The following is a 16008-nucleotide window of genomic DNA, read 5'->3' on the forward strand; positions in this document are numbered from 1 at the left end:
CATATTGATTTTATTTTTAGAAAGTTAATAATAAAAAGATGAACGCAGAAACATTGCGTTCATCTTGTGTAGCTTTGGCTCATTACCTGGTATTAAAGTCACATGCTATTCCTGTTTGGGGCTATAATAAACCTGATCAGATGTAGGTCGAACTATTAGAAAAAATTTTAACTATAATGGATATCTATAATTTATGGCAGATTCAAAAATAAAGTATTACCCAGTAGACAACGGAGATATGTCGCTGATCCTGCTCCAAGATGACACGTCCATCCTTGTGGACTGTAACATCAGGCAGAGTTCAATCGGCAGCAACGACTCGAAGATTTATGACGTCAAGAAAGACCTTCTCTACTCCATTAAAAAGAGAGACTCTAATCCTTTCGTGGATGTATTCGTCTTGACTCACGGCGATTGTGACCACTGTAGGGGCTTCAAAAGCAATTTTTACCAAGGAGACCCGACCAAGTACAGTGCTGAGGACAGGAAAGAGAATAAAATCCTGATTGACGAGATGTGGTTTTCGCCTATGATCGCGGAAGAGCACACCAACGATGATGAGGACGCCTACCAGCAAGAAGCAGAGAGACGAATCGAGTTGCACCGCAAAAAGAGCGCGGACAGAGACAAGACTGGTAACAGAATCAAAATTATAGGTTACGACGGTAACAAAGACTATAAAGACATAGACCATCTCCGTGCGACCCCTGGCACCGTGGTGGATGAGTTCAACGGCAAAAAGCAGACAACATTCTCAGTATTCATCCACGCGCCGTTCAAGGAACACTTAGCCTCAGCGGAGAAAGACAAGAACTCTACCAGTATTGTATTCCAAGCAAGGTTCAAAAATGCCTCCTACGATTCCAAATACGCCTGTCTTGCTATGTTCGGTGGGGATTCTGACCATTACTCATGGGAGATCATTTTGGAGAAAACGAAAAGATACAAGAATGATAAAAAAGAGCAGGCACTTGACTGGGATATCTTCCTTGCGCCACACCACTGCTCATGGTCTTTCTTCAATGACCGACCGCAAGCCGATAACCCAGAACCAAAGGCAAACTCTCTCGAAGTGCTTGATTACAAAAGGACAGGTGGGAAAATTATCGCATCCTGCAAGAAGATACTGGACGAGAAGCCAAACCCTCCTCATTATGAGGCGAAGGAGGAGTACGTGAAGAAGTTAGACAAGGCAGCGGACTTTCTCAACACAGCCGTCTACCCGAAGGAATCCGAGCTGAAACCTATTGAGTTTACCGTCACCAGCGGGGGGCCGACCCTTTCCCCGACGAGTAAGGTTGGTAGTGCGATAGGTTCCGCTGGCGGATTAGGCGCGGCTTCAACGGTGGTGAAGCAGGGCTAAAAATGAGTATGCTATTTAGCGAGGGGTTGAAACCTTATGAGGGTGAGCTTTCCGCGGAAATCCAGATTGGGTTAAGAGAGATACGTGACTTCTTTGGTTTAGAGCAAGTAAGCGTTTTGGCATATGATAAAAATCATATAGCCATACCTGTTACTTACAAGGTATCCATACCTCCACTGGGAACGGTAGGCGGCATAGACATACGTGAAGAGGAGCCTGTTCTTATCAAAATATCCCTCAACAGGTACCCTGACCACGTACCTTTGATCCTCAGCAACCGCAAGGACTTCCCAAAGAAGCACCTTGCACATCTCTATGTATCCAGAACCTCGGAGGAGCCAGGCAAGTTCTGCCTTGTGAGGAACAACCCAAATGAGTGGTTCGCAGGGGTCAGGATGTCGGATCTGCTGGCAGTCGGGGAGCAGTGGCTATTCAAAGCAGCGATCGGTCGGCTCTCCGATGACGGTGAGGAGTTTGACCCCATCCGTCTGGAGCGTTACAGCGGGTACCATGTATACAAATATGACGTGTTGCATGAAGTGGTGCGCAAGGACGAACGGTTCCTGTCAGACCTTGGGATGGCCCTGCTCTTCTCATGCATCCTGAACGACCACGACAAAAAGTACGGGTCATTGACATATAAGACATTGTTTTCCGTGCCTTTCTCACAGCTCGATACAATTGTTAAGGTCATCGAAGAACTGAACACGAAGGCTAAAAGTAAGTCTAATTCACCTCTTCTGTCTATACTTGTTTGGAGGGTAGACGGCGAGATTGAGGCGGAGTACAGCTCAAGTCTGCCGAAGGCATTTGGTGACTTAAGGCAGTACTTCAACCAAAGGGGGATTGATATTGACGCAACACTGGCTGTATTTGAGAACTTAGGACTGCGAGAAAAGCGGGGCCTTCCGATTGTACATGCCATCAAAAGACCAAAGAAGATGGTCGGGTATGGCGGGCATTATGAGTTTATAAACTTCTGTGTACTCACCCCTGAGACAAAGGGGGTTCCAATTCCAGACGACGCCGAAGTTTGGTGCCAGTCTAATTTGGAACCCTTCAGTCCTGATCTGGCAGCGAAATTGTCTGGGGAAAGAAGGTCATCCAAAACCGTTTACATTGGTGCAGGCTCCCTAGGTTCCAAGATGATCATACATGACGCCAGAAGTGGTAAGATGGATATCGGCGTGGTGGATGAAGACAAGCTCCTGCAACACAACCTTGCCCGTCACGCATTGTACGATGATAAGGTGGGGGTGAATAAGGCGGAGGCTATCATCAGGCAGATTTCTGACATGTTTGAAGCCGACATTACCACAGGTTTCCGTGCCTTTGCTATGGCAGTAGAATTTGTTGCGGACAATGTATTCGAGGAGTATGAGTGGCTGGTGGACAGCTCGGCCAGCCTGCTGGTGCAGAATTGGCTCGCAAGGAAGCAGTTTTCAACGTCGCTCAAGGTGAGCCGCTGCGAGATAGCCGATGACGGAAGGCTCGGGCTGCTTTACATAGAGGGTGAAAATAGAAACCCCCGTATCGATGACTTAATCAACATGGCTTATTTCTCTGCCATCAGCAACGTTGCACTGGAGTCTTGGAGACGGCGCGACTCAGAAAGGGAGTTTAGCACGATTGATGTTGGGTTGGGGTGCAGCTCCACTACTACCGTAATGCCAGACGATATTATATCCTTTCATTCATCGGTGTTCTCCAGACTGCTCCACCAAGAACAAAGCAAATCTTCGATTGGGGGTGAAGGATTGATTTACCTAAGCCAAATTGAGACAGAGGGAATCCCGAGGTTGCACAGCGAAACTATCACTGTACCCGCTTTCGAAAGTATGTCGTGTCAAGAAGGAAGCGGTTGGGAGATCAGGATGGCGGCAGGTACATCCGCAAGACTCCTAAGCCTTTGCAAACAGAATGCTCGGATAGAGACAGGAGGCGTTTTAGTGGGCATGGCCAACTACAAAACCAGTACGATCCATATCTTCGATTTAATCGAGGAACCGCAGGACAGTAAAGGAACCTGCACTGGATTTATCAGGGGGGTGAAGGGGCTGTCCGAGATTATAGAAGCGGTCAAAGAAAAGACGGGAGGGCTGGTTGGCTATATCGGCGAGTGGCACTCCCATCCAATGGATCTGGAAGGGCTGAGTGCCAGAGATAGGGCCACCATAGAAGAGCTGGCGGTAGTGAACAGAAAAGTACCTATACCTACCTGTGCGGTTATCGTTACCAACCGCAAGATCCTGCCGTTCATTTTCCTATAGACTCTGAAAGCGTGTTGGTTATAAAGGGGCTAGGACGGCTATAAAAAAGTACATTTGATAAAAATCACCAATAGATTCTCAAGTAATGAACTTCAAAGCATACGATATCCTATCCTCTCTTATCCCAGGGTTCTTGATGTTACTTCTATTCCTAAAGCTGGGGAAGATGCCGTTTGACAAGGATATGGTTGTGCCTTATACCGCTGTCGCGTTCCTGCTGGGTAACGTGATGAATACACTGTCCAGTTGGCTGGAGGACTTCTTCTTTTTCACGTGGGGGGGAAAGCCCTCTGTTCGGTTGTTGGAGGGGAATGGGATCTGGAAGGTTCGGTTTTATTGCAGCGAGGAGGCCAAGGCTTTACTTATTGCCGAGGGAAAACCGAATGCCTGTAATGATGAACTTTTCTCAATAGCGATGAGATACGCGAACAGCCAAAAAGATCCAAGGGTGGAAGATTTCAACACGGCTTACGCTTTTGCTCGGGTACTGTTAACGACGGTATTTATTGGATCGGCGGTGTTGATTGTCAGAAATTATATGGATTGGAGATATTACGCTATACTTATACCAATTCTGTTTACCGTTTGGCTACGGTGTAAACAAAGAAATTATTATTATGCTCGTGAGATATTGACTGTGTACCTGAAAATGAAGACCACCTAAGGTTGATCGCTTTAGGTTATTTAAGAACGAATGTATTATCAATAAGTAAGTGACCAACTTTGGACTTTTACCTACCTTTAAAACCAGTCCCAGTTGATATGGATCCACCCCTTGAATACAGATGGGCAATAGCCCACGGGTTCAAATTGTTGACGCCTTGGCATTTGGTTGAGCCAGAAGCAAAGGCTCAGTTGAGGAGGGAGTTCCAGTTGGAGACAGGAATGGACATCCTACCGTTTGCAAGGAGGCAGGACAATGACGAGATCGCAGGCTTCCCCGTTAGCGGATCCAATGTCCAAAGCACCCTACTGACGGTTCACTTGACTTGGTTGGGAAGGAGAGAGGAAGGAGGGTATCCCTCTGCCAAGTCTTCCAAAGACTTTTTCGACTGGGTGAGCGAGGTCGTTTTCCCTGCCACGAGGGAATGGATGGCCGAAGAGGATCTTGACCTGGTTAGTTAACCCTCACCCATGGCTCCTTTCTATGTTTTGTATGGCAAAGCAAGTTGATCGTCAAAATCCTTTCGGTGGAAGCAGGAAGTAGGAAGTAGCGGTTCGTCCCTCGGGTATATAGTTCTCAATGAAATTTTAAACGCAATAACCCTGTATCACCACCTTAAAGCGATCAAGAGGTGACCAAATCCTTTACCCATTAAACATAAGAGGAGCCATGAGGCTCCTCTTATGTTTGGTTTACTTCCAGTCAGGAAGCGGTATTGATTAAGTAAAGACATTGTGCGGCCCTAAAGCCTAAGGTCTTTGATCCAGCTAACAGGCCACCAGCAGGGATCCCTCTTTCTGAGGGCTTGCCAACTGCCTGAGTTTTTCGAGCAGTTGCCGATCCTCCGCCCCATTCAGTTGGTACATCACTTCCCTTGCCTGAGCCTTTAACTCCCCTCCAATAGAAAGCCTGAAAAGATACTCGTTGATCTCATTTCCCTGTGCGTCAAAACCAAATAACCTTAGCTGGAGGTAGTTCCTGTGTAGATAGGCTTCCAGGGTGGCATAGATTTTATTCTGTCTAGGTTTACTGGTTTGGTTTATCCAGTGGTGCCCGCTTATATAGTCAAGCATGTAAACGATGTGGGCGATCCCAGCCTCGAAGTGCCTTTTCGTCTCTGTGTAGAGATGGGAATTCTTGCCGCCCTCGCTGACCGTCATCTCCGTGGGCAAGGTCAAGACGCAGTCCTTGCTGAACAAACGCCTTCCCCTTTGGCCGAAGCTTCGGTTGTTGACTGGTGGGAGCGGGGTGAGGTTATTGCTGACGTAGGAGTTGAGTAGATAGCCTACAAGGGGAATCAACCGAAGGTAACAGATAAACCTTTTGGTGATGTTGCCATTCCTGCTGTCGTAAGTAGTAAAACATATCCTTCCCTTTTCGTCGAGGCGGTGGGTTACCTTCATGAATGGGTTCTGGCTTTCTTCCTTGATATCGGCGAACAAGGCAAGGACATGTTGGTTGGAGTGGGCTGAGTAGTGGCTTTCGCCTTTTGTCAGATCGATCTGGTTCATTTCTGCGGCCTTCACGGTTTTGTAGAAGGGGCTTTTGTGGGCGATGCCGAGTATTAATGTGTTCATGTCAATTGGGTTTAGTGGTAAAAATTGGTTAGAATATTTTGTTGGGCCATTCAGGTGTTAGGTCCTGTTCTGGTTTGTGAAGGTTATATCCTGCCCATGGGAAAAGTTTGATGGGAGGTATAAATAAAGTTATCCACATAAGAATGGGTTAGGGCAAGCAGCCAACCAATGGACGATGAGCCTTCGCAGAGCATTAGGGTTTAGACCTTCGGCTGCGATGGGTTAGCAGGGTGCATGGTTGTGGACTGGAGGCAGGAGGTGACGTCCCCAATAGAATGCCCGAACAGCATCCTGCAATAGGAGAAACCCTCAGCGTTCGGCCTTAAAGCGAAAAAGGAGCCATGTAGCTCCTTTTCCGCTTTGAAAAAATCAAGTATATCTGGAGGGGTTGGAAACCTTTCCAAACCCCAGGCTTGGCCCTTATGGCAATGTCTGGGCCTAAAACAAACTCATGGAGTCAAGGATGACCCTACAGCCCAGAACCGATCCCATCCAGGGTTTCCCACCCCACTGTTTATACTCTATGAAAAGGGGCTTACCCTCCCCATGCTCGAAACCCTCCACCGTCCCGTGCATCTCTCCGCCGAGCCTGAGTTCGAATTTGTACAGTACCTTGGTTTTTCCCTCCGAGTTAAAGGTGTAGATGGTCATTGTGACAAGGTCTTGGTAAGTTTCCTCGTCAATCACCGCCATGATATGTGCGTATAATGCCCCTTCCCGTGGGGTGAGACCGCGGTCATACCAAGTGTACCCCGTGGTCTCCCCTAATACGTGCACCATGTGGGCGATACCTAACCCGAACTCCTCCTCAGACTCGGTATAGAATCCATAGCGGTTACGTGCGGGTTCAGAAGTGAACTCGGTGGCCTTTGAGTACGGGGTATTGCTGTCCCAGACCCCCAAGGCCCATGCTTCGTACCTGCTGTGGTTGACGGGTGGCAGGTGGGAGGGGACCGAGGTGATTTTCGTGCCGAACGCGGATTCGAATTCGCCTTTATACCGCAAGTCAAAATACCTTCTGATCGGTCGTTTATCGGTCCAGTCGGTGGAGGCGAAGCAAAGCCAATTATCATTTTCAATAGTGTGGGTCACGGGCTTTACGCTTAACTGGCTATCGAGCATTACCACATCCGAGATCCCGACCAATTGCTCAGGGGTAAGACCGCGGTAATACTCTTCATTCAGGTCTTTGTCGATGGTATTGTAATCGGTAAGAGCCATTTTGGTGTAGAGGGGACTGGTATTCAGTATGTCCTTTAGGCTGAAATCCATTTTGTGTGGGTTTGGGTTTATGTTTATATTTTGGAGTTTATGTGGTTCCCTGTGGCCACCGAGCCAGTTTCCCGAGATGGGTTCACTGGTGCCGCCCGCCCAACTCCCTCAAGGTCCAGCGACAACCCTTATATCCCAGAAAAAGGAATAGTTTTAACTGGCCTGCATATTTATTTTTGCTCCACCCTCGGCACGGGCAGCCCCAGCCCCCTGAAGGTATCCTCGATCACGGCCCTGAAAAGAGGCGCGTCGGACGGAGCTATCAGGAAGCTGTCATGGATGGTGGTGAAGGGCTTGTCCGTATGGTCGGCGGCGCGCAAGGCCACCATGTCGATCAAAATGCGGCTCTCCAGCCGCTGGAGGAGCTGCGGGATGGAATAGATCGGGGCGTCTGGGTTCCCCCCCAATCTGTTCCTCTTTTCCTGTTTCTTTGCCCAGTTATTTATATTCTCGCACAGCTTTATCACGTTGGGGTACCGCTCACACAGCACCTTCTTCTCCTCGGGTGACTGGCCTGAGCTGCTGAACAAGGCCCTGAAGCAGAGATCCTTCACCGCCGCCTTGCCCAGACTCCCCCCATATCTTCCCATTATCGTCGCATAGATATTGTTACCCAGCGAGGCGTCCACGAACTCCCGCACGTCGGCATATTTTTCGTAGGACGCGCGCATGGTATGCATGACCTCCCTGAGCCTGAGCGGCGACATGCCCCTTCGGAGCACCTCCGTGCACTGCTCGGGGTAGTGCACCATACAGGCGAAGAAGAAGAACTGGGAGGCTTTCAGGTCCAGCTCCGTGGCCTGTTCATAGCCTATTCGCTGGAACTGCCGCAGCTCCCGCTTCGTCTGGGTGTAGGAACTGTGGAAACGCTCCCCGTACGCGTCGGTGGGGGTGATGCCCAGCTCGCCCGCCTTCATGGCGTGCACCTGCACGATGGCTTTGTTCAGCTCCTCTTGGCTGGGGAACTCCTGAGGGTTGGCCAGTGCCCACGCCGTGAACCCGTCCGCTTCCAGTCCCGCCGCCAGCCTGAAGGCGTCCTCCTTGAGCCTGCTCCTGAACTGGTCTTTGAGCAGTTGCTGTTTCCTATCTTGCTTCTTTTTGAACAACCTCAGCAGCAGGCGTGGGCTTCCGTACTCCACCCGCTGGAACATCCGCTGGTCCCCCTCTTTCCTCATGTGCCTCGGTTGCCACTTGTAGGCTTTGGCGAAGGCGTTGGGGCAGAAGCTCTCCCGTGTGTCCTCCAGTCCCTTGGGGTGGACGCTGATGAACCTCGCATCTATGAAGAGCTGGAGGTACTTTCTGTAGTGGTTTCCCACGTAGAGGATAAGGTCATGGCTGTGCAGGTTGGCGAACCCAGCAGAGTAGGCCGCCCTGCGCTTCTGCTCCTTGCTCACCTTGCAGCGCAGGATGATCAGCAGGGAGGAAAGGGAGAGTGCCCTGTCGATCTCGAACTTAGTTTCAGTGTCTTTCCAGTGTTTGGCCGCCGCGGCCTCTATGTCTTGGGTAGTGACGTTGATGGGGAGCCAGCCGTGGCTCATCCAGCTCTCTGGGTGGCTGACCTTCAGCGCCTCCAGTCTCTTTATGTACGTGATGCCCTTGGCTTTTCCTCTGGCCTTGCCGACCGCCTTCCCTTTCGCCTTTCCCTTGTGCATCCCCTTGGTGCTGGGGCGCACTGGCTTTGCTAGCCATTTCTGATTGCTGGAGTTATAGTACCTTCCAGTCTTTGGGTGCCTTTGTCCGTGTGTGTATTCCATATCTTGGTTTCGTTTCCTGTTATATCACACCGATCGGGAAAGTTGGGTACGAACCCAAAAAAAAGTTTCATTGACTTTATTGATAGGAGAGAGGGAGGAGGGAAATAGATATTATGGTGGTTTGGTTTTGTGGTGTTTGGGGGTGGGAGAGGTAAAGCCTGAATGCTCTTATGTATTAAGAGCCATGGAAGGAACTATACTCCTGTTTTATGTTACCTGTGTCACCGCAGCCCCAAGGGCGGTGACACGCAGTAGACGAACTATTATAGATGGAGTTTGATGAAAAAGGATCTAAATGGTTGAAGGGGTTTGGGGAGTATAATGCATCCATGGGTTGATATACCTTTAAAAGATTGATATGCCTTCAGGCGGTTGCTCCACCGAGAAGGAGAAGACATGAAAAAGGCGTCAGCATAAACCGACGCCTCTTTCTTATATCACTCATAGGCAAGAAGCCTTGCTATCCTCAGTCTGCGGGTTACCTGTAGCTTCTCACCGTCCAGTTCCCTGCGTCTCCTGTGCGCCGCTTTCCTCTCCAGCCCTCTCTCCAGCACGACCACGTCGGCGATAGGCTGGGTGACGGTATCGTTCGACAGCAGGTTTGTCCAGTAGTCGAAGGGGGACTCGGTGTGCCCCACTCGGAAGCACTGTCCGCGCTCGTCCAGCACTGCCACCACGTAGTAGTGGCCGACTGCCTTTTGGATTAGGCTGAGCCTTCGGTAAGTGTCGGAGAGGTGCAGGCCGTTCATGCGGGCGATGTTCTCGTTGTTCACCCTGATGTGGTTTTCCCCGTGTTCCTCCTTTGTCTTGAAGTATTCGCTTGGGGAGGGTATCAGTATTTTCAGTTTCATGTTCTCTGTTATAAAGGTTTATACTTATTTGTCCAAGGGGAGTAGGCTGGTCTGTTCAGTCCAAAACAGCTTATTCACTGACCCTATAATTATATAGCGGAAGCAGGGAAAGTTGTGAAAATAGGGCGGGTATACTTTGCCAGGGGTCCTTTGGCATAAAGGCGGAATTTAAGCTCTGCGCTGCTTCCTATTGGGATTATACCGATTGTGGAAAGAAGGTTATCCCTATGACACGGGACGGCAAGGGAACGGGGCCTCTCCAGTCGCATTAGGTTGGGGGTGATCTTTAGCTGGCGGTGCAACCTTAACTTCAGGGAGGGAATCCAAGGGCTGATGGGCACCCACAGGGAAAGTGAAAATAATTTTTGTCGGCATTTCAAACTTTCCCGATCGGCCGTCTATAAAGGGTATTACTAACCTTTTAAAGACAAAGAATCACAATGAGACCTATCAAGAACCGTCACAAGAAGCTGGCTACGATGATAATAAGCAATGTAAAAAGAATTAGGGTATTTAATCTGTTTGACGAGGAAACCGAGGAGGTTGCCCAACAGGTGATCGAGTATATCCCCACTGGGGAGACCATGGACATGGAGGAGGTCTTTATCGCTATGGATAAATTGGTCACACCTTTTGGTACCTACTTCATCCACCCTGATGGGAGAATGTTCCTTTCAGAGGAGTTCGCGAATCATCTAATGTCGGCCAAGCAAGAGTACCTTTCCACGGAAGAGTTCGAGCGAATGAAGGTAACGGCGGGTGACATATTCACCATGGAGAAGGTCGGCTCGAAAAAGGGGGCTAAGCATGCCATCGGTTCCAGCGGGGTGTACCGTTAAGCCGCCTAAGCAGGGGGAAGGGGTCTATAACAGGCACTTTCCCCCTTTTTGCGTAAACCTAAGCTGTCATAACCACTAACCCAACTATCATCGCATTAAGGGAGACAATAGCTACTTATCCAAGTTCAGCTATGCCTGTACTCTGGGTAGTGGTTTAGTCGATGTCCCCGAACCTAAAATTCAGCGGAATGAACCCCAAGCCATTGCAGAAGCCGCAGCCCGTATTATAGCAGCTCGGGCATCGGTCGGCTTTCCTGTTCAACAGGAATTGCCATGGGTTTGTTTCTACTTCCGCTTCCACCTCCCTATATTCCTTTCCACTCCTGTCTAGCTGGAGTAACTCCCCATCTTTTCTAGCGGCCGCTAAGTCACCTTTAAACGGGTGCAGCTCAAAATAGATTGGCTTGAACACCTCCTTCCCATTCCCATCGACGGCCCCATAGAGGCCCGTTCTTGGGTCAACTGTTTTCACAAGCCCATGGCCTAGTTCGCTGTAAATCAGTGTAATCATCTCTCTCTTTCCTTTTCAGCTATATATCCCAGAGGGGGGTATCCAGTAGAAAAAAAGTAGAAAAAAAACGGGGAAAAGGGTTTTCTGGGCCATGGCCTTGATATATACTTTAAACATAAATCTATATGGGAAGCAATTTCAAAAGCATCAAGGTCTACGCAAGGACGTGGGAGAAGGTAGGGTATATCCGCGCTTCGTTCAAGGCAATAGGCTACCACCTGAACCGAAGCCAGTGCATGGACCTCGGGTTGGATTTGATGGTGAGCAGTGTCAGGAACCAACTGGCGAAAATGAAGGAGGGCAAGGATGGAAAAGCCAAATAATTTCCTGTGGGAGGACGAAAAGTACAGGTATCTCGCCACCATAAGCCTTTCTTCCGCGGAGGAGAAAGACTTCGAATTTGCATATCAGATCAGCTTAGAGGAACTGAAGGATACCATCAAGCGCCACACGGCGCTATCTGCCAAGGCATTCGACCTTACCCTTTACATCAGGCTCGTGGGAGGGAAGCGGGCTGATGAGATGTTGGATATAAGGGTCATGATTGGGCTGTCCACGATGGGTAGTGCTTTCAGGTTTCCGCGGCCCATGGTCATCCAGACCCAGGGTGGGTACTACTATGTCCAATTCGAAAGGGAAACCTATGGGAAGGGGATGTTCTCCTTGGTCTCCTACACGGCTACCCTCGACCGAGATATGGAGAATTATATAGGGCTTCTGGCTGGCAAGCAGTACGGCCACGCCTCCTTTCTATTGATAGACTCGGGCAAGGCGTTCTACAAGGCCCAGCCCATCACCGCCCACTTCTATTTTGCGAAGGATCTTGCTGCCTTCAGGAAGGAACCCACGCCGCCCGCCCTTGGCCACAGGATCAAAGAGCTACCCATAAAACCAATCCAAGAGAAAATGAAGACCGAAGAAAAAGCCATAGAGACACTATATAAATACACTGGTGGGAACGCCACCTTTGACGTCACGGTGAAAATGAACGTGGGTTATACCTCCTCTTACGATTTCTTTTCCAAGGCGGAAGAGCTTGGCAGTCTTATAGATCGCATAATATCGGGGTTGGAGGAACCCGTGGCCGCCAACAAGGTAGAATTTGACATACTGGTGTATTCTACATTGGTCGGGTCACAGAAGCTACATACCACCTGGTGTCGCGTAGGGATCGAACTGGCGACGGTGGAATTCCCAACCGCCAAGATCCCCTTCAAAGACCTTAGTTATCGTGAGCTTGACCTTTCGGAGCGGAAGATCATCCGAGGTTTCAGGGATTTTCCGTATTTGACTTGAAGGAATAGGGAAGCGACTCTGTGGGCGTTGCCTCATTGGGACGGGTTTACCCCTCTGTTAGAGGTGTTGTAGGAGGTGGGCGGTCCTTTGTCGCCTCACCCTCGCTTTCGGCACTTCAAAGTCCATGGTGAACCTGACTTGGCTTCCGAGCTTAGAGCCTAGGCCAATGGAAGTGACAATGAAATATTTTCCCATCCTACGGGTAATTCCCCCGAACACGGCAATTTGGTCCATATGATGGGAAAGACCGAGCTTGTCCTGCAAAAGGCATTTGAAGTTAAAGAGATAGCGGTCGGAGAGTTCCCGAACGTTTATGCCCTCTGGGTACCCGCATGAATTGCCCAGTTCGGAGTTCACCGTCCTAATGCATCCATGGATGAGTTTGGATATTGTGGGATCATCGAGTAGGAAAGATCCACTTTGCTGCTTTTGCTTAATCATCTTTTTTTTATGGCTTATTAATTGTTAAAAGCTTAGCGCCCCAGAGAGGGGCGGGTGCCGTACAGTAAAGCGCGCAGGGGGCTTGACTTTTATTGAATGGTATGTATTTAGGTTTACCAAGTCTAATCTTCTGGTGATGTGAAAGTGGGAAGTAGGGTTTGGCCGCTTCCCCACTTTCCACTTCCAAATTCCAGCAGTTTATCTGTTCAGATCCCTCAGTCTTCCGAGGGCCTTGGGGGTAAGCTGGTGACGGTGTGTATAAAGTATGGGTTTGATATCCCGCTGGGCTATTCTGGCGGTGGATGCTATCTGAGGGTATGTGCGGCCATCATTGAAGAGGTCAATGACTTCAGCAACCTTGCTGGCATTGCCCAAGCTCCTCCCTCCCTCCGCCATTTGCCTGTGTGCCCTCAGGGAACTAGCGAGGAAATACTCCGTCAGCCTTATAGCCCCTTTTACCGCCTCTAAGCCTATGGCACCCTTGTCTTGTTCCGAGGAGGCCCAGTACAGCAGTTGCAGGATCAGGGCGAAACGCAGGCTGTAGTTCTCCAGCTTCCCCCGAATGGACATTTCCATATTGTCCATGTCCTCGGTATAGTCGGTGAATTCGGCCCGCCAGCGCTCATAAAATGAGAAAGCCTCTCGGTCAAGCCCGATAACGGTAGGCAATGGGTTGCCTGAGCCGTCCAAATGAAGCTCCAGCCCCATAAGTCTGCTGATGGTATCCTCATAACCAATGACGGCCTCTTCTGAGACCGTACCGATGGTATCTTTGGATCTGCTGCGCCTAGCCTCTTGGTAGCCGAATAGGAACCGCGCGCTGAACCCGCTCTCCATCCCGTCACCTTTGGCGAACACCGATAGCCGCTCTGGCTGGATGGTGCCTACCATGTTCACGAAGGGCATCTCCACGAACTGCATGGTCTGGGCGGTCTCCCGAGAGTAGACTGAGTTGTTCCAGAAGGACAGGAAGTCATCCCTCGTCTCGCCCTTCAGCCCGCGGATGAACTCGGCAACCTCGTCCTTGAAGATGGTGATAGATCTGCGGCTGTTGGGAAGGGCGAGGGAAAGTGAGGCAGAAGTCAGTTTGTCGATGTACAGTTTCTCCAGCCTTGGCTCCTCGGGCTTCTCAATCCCTAGGCTGACCATTTCGGCCTTGTTGAGTTTCCAATTAAGTAAATTGGTCTGGTATTCCTTTCTCTCCTTAATATAGGTGTCATGTAACTGCTGCTGTCTTTCCCTGAATGGCCTGAAGGCCGCCTCGGCGATATCGGATTTGGCGGTGCCAGGGGGAGCGGTGAGGATGACGAACAGCACGGGTGCTACCTCCTTACCGTTTCCCCTTGCCCTATGCGTGTTCCCGATCGCCGAGGCCGCCGCCGCAAGCGTAGCTGGCCCTGAGAGGGCAGGGTCCCAGCCCCTATAGGTTAGGTTTTCCTCAATGTACTTTCTTAATGGGGCGGGAAAAACATCGACAGGGAAGCCGTTGACGTCGGAAGGATTTGATCCGCTGTGCTCAGAAAGCGGTGCGTGAGGGTTGGGAAGGTGTCTGTTGATTGTCATAAACTTTGCCGTTTTGGTTTCGATGTGACAAAGTTTGCGGTTTGTTTCGGCGACAAAAAGATTAAAAAAGAAGCTTCTTTTTTAGGAAGAAGCGCTTTTTGTAAGTATTTAACTTTCAAACTATTATCGATCGTTTGTCACGATGGATGCTTTGGCTATTCTATCCTTTAGTTTTTTTATAGTATAAGGTTTTACCGCCCTTTCGTTTTTGATCTGAGCTAAAAGGGAGGATAATCCCTTAATAGACTCCGATTCATCCTTCTTGTTGAAAGTCACATGCTTCTCAAGGAACATTGAAATCTCGTTCTCGGTAACTTTCGATTTGAGGAATCCAGCGCTCTCAAGCAATAGAAACAGGGTAATAACCTCATTTTTCCTTAGATTGAATTTCAATTTCAGCTCAACTCCGTTAGTGGGTGGGGAAACCTGAGGATACATGTCTGAGATTGCCTCCTCTACATATTGGATTGTTTTTCCGATATAGCCGCTCTGGATATCAGCCATAGAGTTGAGAAAGGCCATCTTCTCTTCGGGTACACGGTACCTGTGTTTCTCGATCCTTGCCTGCACCTCTTGTCTATTCGAGTCGAACAGTTTCTTTACCTCCTCCAGTTTTTTCTTCAGGTTCCTTAGGTATAGGTCCGAGTTTGATGCCTGTACCATTTCCTCATCCGCTGTATCCTTGAATTCTGTGTATAGTCTCTCCAAAAGCTTCGTGTATTCCTCCTTAGCCTTGTCAATTGTCTCTGATGTTTGGTCGCCGAGGAAATATTCGTTGTAGCTTACGTCTGATACTTCTTCGCGGTATAAATGGTCGATGATTTCAACCTGCCCGTCTGCTAGTGCCTGTAATAGCCTTTCTTTTGCTGACTTTTTACTCATTTTGGTGCTTATGTTGTTATTGATGTTTTGGAAGTAGGGAAGTATGTGCCCTTTTCCTCGGTTCCGCTTCCACTTCCATACTTCCAAGGATGTTATTCTATTTCTGTTTCTGCTCATGCCTGATGTAGCTGTATAGGGTAGGCTTAGTGATCTGCATCATCTGGCAGATCTCATCTATGGAGTGCTGTTTCTCCTCATACAGTCGGACGGCGAGCTTCTTCTTCTGGTCGCTCAGCTTCTGGGGGCGGCCACCCACGCGGCCCCTCGCCCGAGCGGCGGTCAGGCCAGCCATGACCCGCTCCTTGAGTAATCCTTTCTCGAATTCGGAAATTGCCCCGAAGACGTGGTAGACCAGCTTCCCAGTCGCGGTGCTGGTGTCTATGTTTTCTTGAAGACTTCTGAGCGCGATGCCTTCCTGATCCAGATAGGTCATCCACTCGATGAGGTCTTTGAGCGATCTGCCCAAGCGGTCAAGCCGCCAGACGACGAGCGTGTCGCCGCGCCTGAGGATCTCCCTTACCTTATTCAAGCTTGGTCTGCTGGAGACCGAGCCGCTTACCTTGTCGGTGTAGATCTTCTCGCAGCCAGCGTTCCTAAGTGCGTCATGCTGGAGGTCAGCTACCTGTTGGATTGTGGAGACCCTGGCGTATCCTATCTGCATGTGGTTGGTTTTGGTTAAACAACTCGTGGCGCTAAGATAATAACTTACTTTGAATACTTTACCG

Annotated in this window: 15 protein-coding genes; 7 read left to right on the forward strand and 8 right to left on the reverse strand. The window is 49.6% G+C overall.

The genetic code is table 11. The annotated features are described in order from the left end of the window. The first annotated feature begins 193 nt into the window (after positions 1-193). The 4 genes from FOE74_RS17365 (at position 194) to FOE74_RS17380 (ending at position 4758) form a co-directional block, all read left to right on the forward strand. Positions 194-1363 carry an MBL fold metallo-hydrolase gene (locus tag FOE74_RS17365; protein WP_149099897.1) on the forward strand — a complete coding sequence of 390 codons (1170 nt, stop codon included), beginning with the start codon at positions 194-196 and terminating at the stop codon, positions 1361-1363. Positions 1364-1365: 2 nt separating this feature from the next. Next, on the forward strand, positions 1366-3633 hold the full coding sequence (locus FOE74_RS17370) for a ThiF family adenylyltransferase (RefSeq protein WP_149099898.1): 2268 nt from the start codon (positions 1366-1368) through the stop codon (positions 3631-3633). Between the two features lie 166 nt (positions 3634-3799). Then, positions 3800-4297, forward strand: coding sequence for a hypothetical protein (locus FOE74_RS21310; RefSeq protein ID WP_192576633.1), 498 nt, complete (start codon positions 3800-3802; stop codon positions 4295-4297). Between the two features lie 98 nt (positions 4298-4395). Then, positions 4396-4758: a hypothetical protein gene (locus FOE74_RS17380; protein ID WP_149099899.1), complete on the forward strand. Its 363-nt coding sequence runs from the start codon at positions 4396-4398 to the stop codon at positions 4756-4758. 306 nt (positions 4759-5064) lie between these two features. On the opposite strand, the gene FOE74_RS17385 is transcribed toward FOE74_RS17380, so the two are convergent. From FOE74_RS17385 to FOE74_RS17400, 4 genes are all read right to left on the reverse strand, one after another. Further along, entirely contained in the window at positions 5065-5874 is an 810-nt protein-coding gene (locus FOE74_RS17385; protein ID WP_149099900.1) for a hypothetical protein, read from the reverse strand. Positions 5875-6312: 438 nt separating this feature from the next. Then, positions 6313-7146: a hypothetical protein gene (locus tag FOE74_RS17390; protein ID WP_149099901.1), complete on the reverse strand. Its 834-nt coding sequence runs from the start codon at positions 7144-7146 to the stop codon at positions 6313-6315. 170 nt (positions 7147-7316) lie between these two features. Continuing rightward, the gene (locus FOE74_RS17395; protein ID WP_149099902.1) at positions 7317-8900 is read right to left on the reverse strand and encodes a hypothetical protein; all 1584 of its coding nucleotides are present in this window, start codon (positions 8898-8900) and stop codon (positions 7317-7319) included. A gap of 437 nt (positions 8901-9337) precedes the next feature. Then, complete coding sequence (locus FOE74_RS17400; RefSeq protein WP_149099903.1) at positions 9338-9751, reverse strand: hypothetical protein; 414 nt, start codon at positions 9749-9751, stop codon at positions 9338-9340. Positions 9752-10191: 440 nt separating this feature from the next. Between FOE74_RS17400 and FOE74_RS17405 the strand changes: the two genes are divergently transcribed. Next, complete coding sequence (locus FOE74_RS17405; protein WP_149099904.1) at positions 10192-10590, forward strand: hypothetical protein; 399 nt, start codon at positions 10192-10194, stop codon at positions 10588-10590. 154 nt (positions 10591-10744) lie between these two features. Here FOE74_RS17405 and FOE74_RS17410 read toward each other — a convergent pair whose 3' ends face one another. Continuing rightward, entirely contained in the window at positions 10745-11101 is a 357-nt protein-coding gene (locus FOE74_RS17410; protein WP_149099905.1) for a WG repeat-containing protein, read from the reverse strand. A gap of 125 nt (positions 11102-11226) precedes the next feature. On the opposite strand from FOE74_RS17410, the gene FOE74_RS17415 reads away from it, so the two are divergent. Next, positions 11227-11424, forward strand: coding sequence for a hypothetical protein (locus FOE74_RS17415; RefSeq protein WP_149099906.1), 198 nt, complete (start codon positions 11227-11229; stop codon positions 11422-11424). After that, the gene (locus FOE74_RS17420) at positions 11408-12397 is read left to right on the forward strand and encodes a hypothetical protein (protein WP_149099907.1); all 990 of its coding nucleotides are present in this window, start codon (positions 11408-11410) and stop codon (positions 12395-12397) included. The genes FOE74_RS17415 and FOE74_RS17420 overlap by 17 nt, the downstream gene beginning before the upstream one ends. Positions 12398-13036: 639 nt before the next feature. Here FOE74_RS17420 and FOE74_RS17425 read toward each other — a convergent pair. The 3 genes from FOE74_RS17425 to FOE74_RS17435 form a co-directional block, all read right to left on the reverse strand. Then, positions 13037-14401: a DUF3987 domain-containing protein gene (locus tag FOE74_RS17425; RefSeq protein WP_149099908.1), complete on the reverse strand. Its 1365-nt coding sequence runs from the start codon at positions 14399-14401 to the stop codon at positions 13037-13039. A 123-nt stretch (positions 14402-14524) separates the two neighbouring features. Further along, positions 14525-15400, reverse strand: coding sequence for a hypothetical protein (locus tag FOE74_RS17430; protein WP_149099909.1), 876 nt, complete (start codon positions 15398-15400; stop codon positions 14525-14527). Beyond that, a complete protein-coding gene (locus tag FOE74_RS17435) occupies positions 15381-15944 on the reverse strand; it encodes a recombinase family protein (RefSeq protein WP_149099910.1) in 564 nt (187 codons plus the stop codon). The genes FOE74_RS17430 and FOE74_RS17435 overlap by 20 nt, the downstream gene beginning before the upstream one ends. Positions 15945-16008 lie beyond the last annotated feature (64 nt).

Source organism: Rufibacter glacialis, from assembly GCF_008271745.1.
Lineage (GTDB): Bacteria > Bacteroidota > Bacteroidia > Cytophagales > Hymenobacteraceae > Nibribacter > Nibribacter glacialis.

Bases quoted from the DNA above. Each gene is read 5' to 3' on its own strand.
- FOE74_RS17390 (WP_149099901.1), bottom strand. From the start codon at position 7,146: ATGGATTTCAGCCTAAAGGACATACTGAATACCAGTCCCCTCTACACC.
- FOE74_RS17395 (WP_149099902.1), bottom strand. From the start codon at position 8,900: ATGGAATACACACACGGACAAAGGCACCCAAAGACTGGAAGGTACTAT.
- FOE74_RS17410 (WP_149099905.1), bottom strand. From the start codon at position 11,101: ATGATTACACTGATTTACAGCGAACTAGGCCATGGGCTTGTGAAAACA.
- FOE74_RS17435 (WP_149099910.1), bottom strand. From the start codon at position 15,944: ATGCAGATAGGATACGCCAGGGTCTCCACAATCCAACAGGTAGCTGAC.
- FOE74_RS17380 (WP_149099899.1), top strand. From the start codon at position 4,396: ATGGATCCACCCCTTGAATACAGATGGGCAATAGCCCACGGGTTCAAA.
- FOE74_RS21310 (WP_192576633.1), top strand. From the start codon at position 3,800: ATGCCGTTTGACAAGGATATGGTTGTGCCTTATACCGCTGTCGCGTTC.
- FOE74_RS17400 (WP_149099903.1), bottom strand. From the start codon at position 9,751: ATGAAACTGAAAATACTGATACCCTCCCCAAGCGAATACTTCAAGACA.
- FOE74_RS17430 (WP_149099909.1), bottom strand. From the start codon at position 15,400: ATGAGCAGAAACAGAAATAGAATAACATCCTTGGAAGTATGGAAGTGG.
- FOE74_RS17405 (WP_149099904.1), top strand. From the start codon at position 10,192: ATGAGACCTATCAAGAACCGTCACAAGAAGCTGGCTACGATGATAATA.
- FOE74_RS17425 (WP_149099908.1), bottom strand. From the start codon at position 14,401: ATGACAATCAACAGACACCTTCCCAACCCTCACGCACCGCTTTCTGAG.
- FOE74_RS17420 (WP_149099907.1), top strand. From the start codon at position 11,408: ATGGAAAAGCCAAATAATTTCCTGTGGGAGGACGAAAAGTACAGGTAT.
- FOE74_RS17365 (WP_149099897.1), top strand. From the start codon at position 194: ATGGCAGATTCAAAAATAAAGTATTACCCAGTAGACAACGGAGATATG.
- FOE74_RS17385 (WP_149099900.1), bottom strand. From the start codon at position 5,874: ATGAACACATTAATACTCGGCATCGCCCACAAAAGCCCCTTCTACAAA.
- FOE74_RS17415 (WP_149099906.1), top strand. From the start codon at position 11,227: ATGGGAAGCAATTTCAAAAGCATCAAGGTCTACGCAAGGACGTGGGAG.
- FOE74_RS17370 (WP_149099898.1), top strand. From the start codon at position 1,366: ATGAGTATGCTATTTAGCGAGGGGTTGAAACCTTATGAGGGTGAGCTT.